The sequence below is a fragment of the Staphylococcus sp. EG-SA-2 genome, from assembly GCF_017152085.1.
This window is the reverse complement of sequence record NZ_JACYHC010000459.1, coordinates 1-4782: the sequence shown is the minus strand read 5'-3', so window position 1 is coordinate 4782 and position 4782 is coordinate 1. Positions and strand designations below refer to the sequence as shown.

The 4782-nt window shown below is 34.7% G+C and carries 4 protein-coding genes and 1 pseudogene; all 5 read right to left on the bottom strand.

Annotated elements, in window-relative coordinates:
• The coding region (locus IDG60_RS06265; protein WP_206160562.1) for an ABC transporter ATP-binding protein at positions 1-683 on the bottom strand (683 nt) is incomplete at its 3' end.
• Positions 680-1549, bottom strand: a complete 870-nt coding sequence (gene cntC / locus IDG60_RS06260; RefSeq protein WP_000584759.1) for a staphylopine uptake ABC transporter permease subunit CntC — start codon at positions 1547-1549, stop codon at positions 680-682. The genes IDG60_RS06265 and cntC, both read right to left, overlap by 4 nt.
• On the bottom strand, positions 1546-2481 hold the full coding sequence (gene opp1B, locus IDG60_RS06255) for a nickel/cobalt ABC transporter permease (protein WP_000472243.1): 936 nt from the start codon (positions 2479-2481) through the stop codon (positions 1546-1548). Before opp1B ends, cntC begins: the two co-directional genes overlap by 4 nt.
• Before the next feature lie 12 nt (positions 2482-2493).
• On the bottom strand, positions 2494-4092 hold the full coding sequence (cntA, locus tag IDG60_RS06250; protein WP_001229087.1) for a staphylopine-dependent metal ABC transporter substrate-binding lipoprotein CntA: 1599 nt from the start codon (positions 4090-4092) through the stop codon (positions 2494-2496).
• A gap of 142 nt (positions 4093-4234) precedes the next feature.
• Positions 4235-4782: pseudogene (gene cntM / locus IDG60_RS06245) on the bottom strand (staphylopine dehydrogenase CntM); the annotation flags it as partial.

The window sequence follows — 4782 nt, the reverse complement described above, 5'->3', positions numbered from 1 at the left end:
TGACCATTTTTCATCACAACAACACGGTCTGCAATCTTGTTAATAACCGTTAAATCATGTGAAATGAAAATCATCGCACAGTCAAAGTGTTTTTTAATATCTATAAATGCTTCCAGTACATCATATTGTGTAATTGTATCTAAAGCCGTTGTCGGCTCATCAGCAATGATTAACTTTGGTTTCAAAGCTAACGCTAAAGCAATCATCAATCGCTGTAACATTCCTCCTGATAACATGTAAGGGTATGATTTTAATATACGTTTAGAATCTTTCAAACTTAAATAATCCATATATTCAATCAATGTCTTTTCAATTTCTTGTGTAGACATTGACGTATGTACTTTCATAGTCTCAAACATTTGTTTACCGACAGTAGTTGATGGGTCAAAGGCACGACTACCTTGTTGCATGACCATCGCAATATCTTTACCACGGTACTTTTTCCGTTGCGATTCAGATAATGACAACATTGATGTACCATCAAAGATAATTTCACCTGTCACCCCGAGTCGTTCGGGATTCAAACCAATAATCGATTTGCATGTAATTGATTTACCGCTACCACTTTCTCCAATAACGCCTAAAGTTTCACCCTTAGTTAATGTAAAATTCACATCACTCACGAGTGGTTGATCTGTCCAGGTATCTGTAATCGTCAAATGCTTAACTGTTAACAATGTCATGATTGCACCACTCCTTTTTTCACAGAACGAAGTTTATCTTTAGAAGAGATGCGGGGATCAATAGCAATTTGTAAAGCATCGGATAAGAAGTTAAATGCCATCACTATAATCACTATGGCAATACCTGGCGCAAACATCATTTCAGGATGTGTAAACATCACTTTTCTAGCTTCGTTAAGCATCATGCCCCACTCTGCAGTAGGCGCTTTGACACCTAATCCTAAAAATGAAAAGCCAGATATTTGCAAGATCATTGAACACATCGAACTACTAGAGATGATAGCAATATCTGCTAATGTTAACGGCATAATATGTTTGTGAATAATTTTCATATCATTCATACCGATTGTTTTAGCAAATCTGACATGGTCAGAAGCAGTGTACTGCATAACACTTGTACGTATAACACGACAGAACCATGCCCAACGCGTCAAAATAAATGCCATGATAATATTTTCGGCACCCATTCCAAACAATGCAATTAATGCTAACGTTACAACATAACTTGGGAATGCCAACATAACATCACACGCACGCATGATTAAGGCGTCAACAAACCCTTGGAAATATCCTGATAAGAATCCTAAAATAGATCCAATAAGTACAGAAACAAATAGCGCAACAAAGACATATAACAAACTTGGTCTAATCGCATAAATTAACCTAGTTAAAATATCTCTACCTAAATGGTCAGTACCTAGTAGATGTTGAAAACTGATGCCAGCAAATTTGTTTGCTGTATCGATATGGTTAGGATCATAAAATGTCACAAGTGGTGCTGCTAATCCTAAAAAGACATATAATACAATAATGCCTAAAGCAATTACTGCACCTTTATCTTGTAATAATCGTTTTAAAATTATCATCGTGCGCCCTCCCTTAATCTTGGATTTAATAGCGCATTAATGATATCTGCTAATGTATTAAATACAATAAATAATACCGCTACAATTAATACATATGCTTGAATGACTGGAAAATCGTGTTCAAGTATTGCTTTTAAACTTAATTGACCTAGTCCAGGCCATGCAAAGATATACTCGATAACAACTAGTCCACCCATTATCATTGGTATAGACATACAAAAGATTGATACCGCAACTTGTATAGCATTACGCAACACATGCAACATTAATGTGATAGATTTCACACCGCTTGCTCTTAAATAAAGTACATAATCTTCATTTAATTGTTCCACCATCGAGCGTCTAACATTTCTAAAGTAAATACCAGCATAGGCAATCGTAATAACGATCACTGGCAATATGTAACTTTCTGGACCTGTTAATCCAGAAGTCGGCAATATGTTTAACTTCACTGAAACGTAAATAATAAGTATTGAAGCTATCCAATATGATGGTAATGCAGTTAGAAAGAAAGCCACTGAACGTATCGCACGATCAGTGAACTTTCCTCTTTTTAATGCACTAACTACACCTAAAATAATTGATGTAATCATCACCATAACACTTGAAATTATTGTTAATTTCAATGTGTTCATAAATGCTGGGCCAATGCGTTCAGCAACAGGATCCCCTGTAATGTAACTTGTACCAAAATTAAATTGCATCGCTTCAAGTAACCAGTTTTTATATTGAATTAATAATGGATCATTGAAACCGTACTTTTCATTCGTTTCTGCAATCAACTCTGGTGTTACATTTGGCGTTCCTTGTGCATGTAAAATTGTCACAGCTGGATTTTCATTTGTAATATACGTCAATAGAAATGTCATAAAACTTACTACAATCACTAATGGAAACATGAGCGCAATACGTTTTAAGATAAATTTGAACATCTAATTGCTCCTTTATTTATACTGCATTTCATTGAATGGTAATTCATACTGTGATTGTGTGAATGATACTTTTTCTAAATCTTTCGGCGCAACAACTGTCATACTACCGTGTGAAATAGGGATAAAGATACCTTCATCATCAATTTGTTTCAAAATGTTTTTATAAGCGTCTGAACGCTCTTTACCGTTTTGGATTTTAAATGCGTCATCAATGCTGTTGTATATTTTATCTTTGTTCTCAATGCCTGATGTTGCACTTTCATAACCATTTTTCGCTTTAAATGCTGCAATAGTACTTTGTGGATCGTACAATAATCCCCAAGTTTGGTTGAACATTAAGTCATAATCACCAGAAGTACGACGTTCAGCAATTTTATCTGATGTTTCGCCATTGATGTTTAACTTAATACCCATTTTCTTAAATTCTGCTTGTAAGTATTCTGCTTGTTCTTTTTGACTTGAAGAACCTTTGTCATAGTACATTGCCATTTCAAGGTTTTTACCATCTTTTTGACGAACATCACTGTCTTTACCTTTCTTCCAACCAGCTTCATCTAATAATGATTCTGCTTTTTTAAGGTCATACTTACGTGTTGGCATATCGAAATTAATGTCTGTTACATTTTTCGCAAATAATTGAGTTGCTGGTTTTTCTTGACCATCTAAAATTTCTTTGGCAATTTTATCTCTGTTTACCATATGACCAATCGCTTGTCTGACTGTTTTGTCACTGACAGCGTTATCTTTTTTACCAGAATTGACAACTAACATTTTCGTATTCATAGGTTGACTACGCTTAACTTGATAGTCACCTGTATCTTTCAATTGTTTTAAAGAGTCTTTGTCTAAGCTATCCGTACCTCTATCATCTGTGAAGGCAAAGTTCGTTTCACCTTTTTTCATTGATAGGAATGCTGTTTCACCAGCAGGCATTACTTTTGCTTGTACTTTGTTAAGTTTAGACTTTTCGCCCCAGTATTGATCATTTTTGTTAAAGTCTGCAGACTCATCTTTTTTGTGTTCACCTAATTTAAATGGACCAGTACCATCGAACTTTTTAACGCCATCTTTTGTTGTACCGTTTTTAAAGTCTTTTGGAGACACAAATACATATGGACGAGGCATCGCTAATTCAGCCAATGCAGGTTGATATGCTTCTTTCAAATTCAATTCAACCGTGTACTTATCTTTAACTTTAACATTGTCAATTAATGTTGAAATCTTTAACCAAGAATGCAATTTTTTATTTTGTTGAACCGCATCAATATTTTTCTTAACTGCGTCAGCATCAAATGTTGTTCCATCATGGAATTTCACATCATCTCTTAAATGGAATGTATAAGTCTTCCCATCTTCAGACACATCCCATTTTTTAGCTAGTAAAGGCTTAATACCATCTTTCGTGTTACGTACAAGCGGCTCGTATATCATACTTTCAGCAGACATTGATCCACCGTAAACATGCGGATTCATATCACCGATATCTTTAACCGTCGTATACGTTAATTGCTTGTTTTCTTTTTTCTCCTCTAAACCTTTATTACCGCCACAACCAGTTAAAATTAGCCCTGATGCAAGTAACATTGCACTCATTTTAGTTAGTTTTCTCATTTGCTTTTCCTCTTTCTAAATTGATAAGTTGCATTACTTAATCAAATCGTAATGATTATTTTTCTCAATTATTTGCTTATTTTTATGTAAATGTCAAACATAATTCAATAATTTTTTTCTATTATAAAACTTCAAACCCTTATTATGAAAGCGTTCTATTGATTTCCAAAAATTTTGTGACGAGTGCCTTATCTCCTTCAAATAGATTTGTATTAAATTGAGAAGATAGTTGTTGATCTTGGTGCATATCCTTGTACGCCTGGCAACTTGCTTCATAGCGAGTTAGGAACTGATCAATCATTGGCGTTTTGATACCTAACATTTTCCCAATATGCTGAATCATCGCCGTTCTGTAATAATCTTCACTTGGCATTCTTGGAATTTGAACAACATCCTGTTCATTTTTATAGACTTGCTTAAATGGTACAGCTGAAAAATCAAAGTAATGTCCGTTTTCGTCTGGCTGTGAAAATGGATCAATGAGGATTGCGGTGTATCTTACATAAAGCAGATATTCTTGTAAGATATCTGGCAAGATTTCGAAATGCTCAATATCACCTTCATCCAAAGTTTCAGGACGTACTGGATAATTTTCCTTCACCATAAATTGAAGCAGGTTGACTGACGGCACTCTAAATGCTTGTAAAATAGCCATCATTTCCTTCCACATTAAACGCATTTCACGGATTA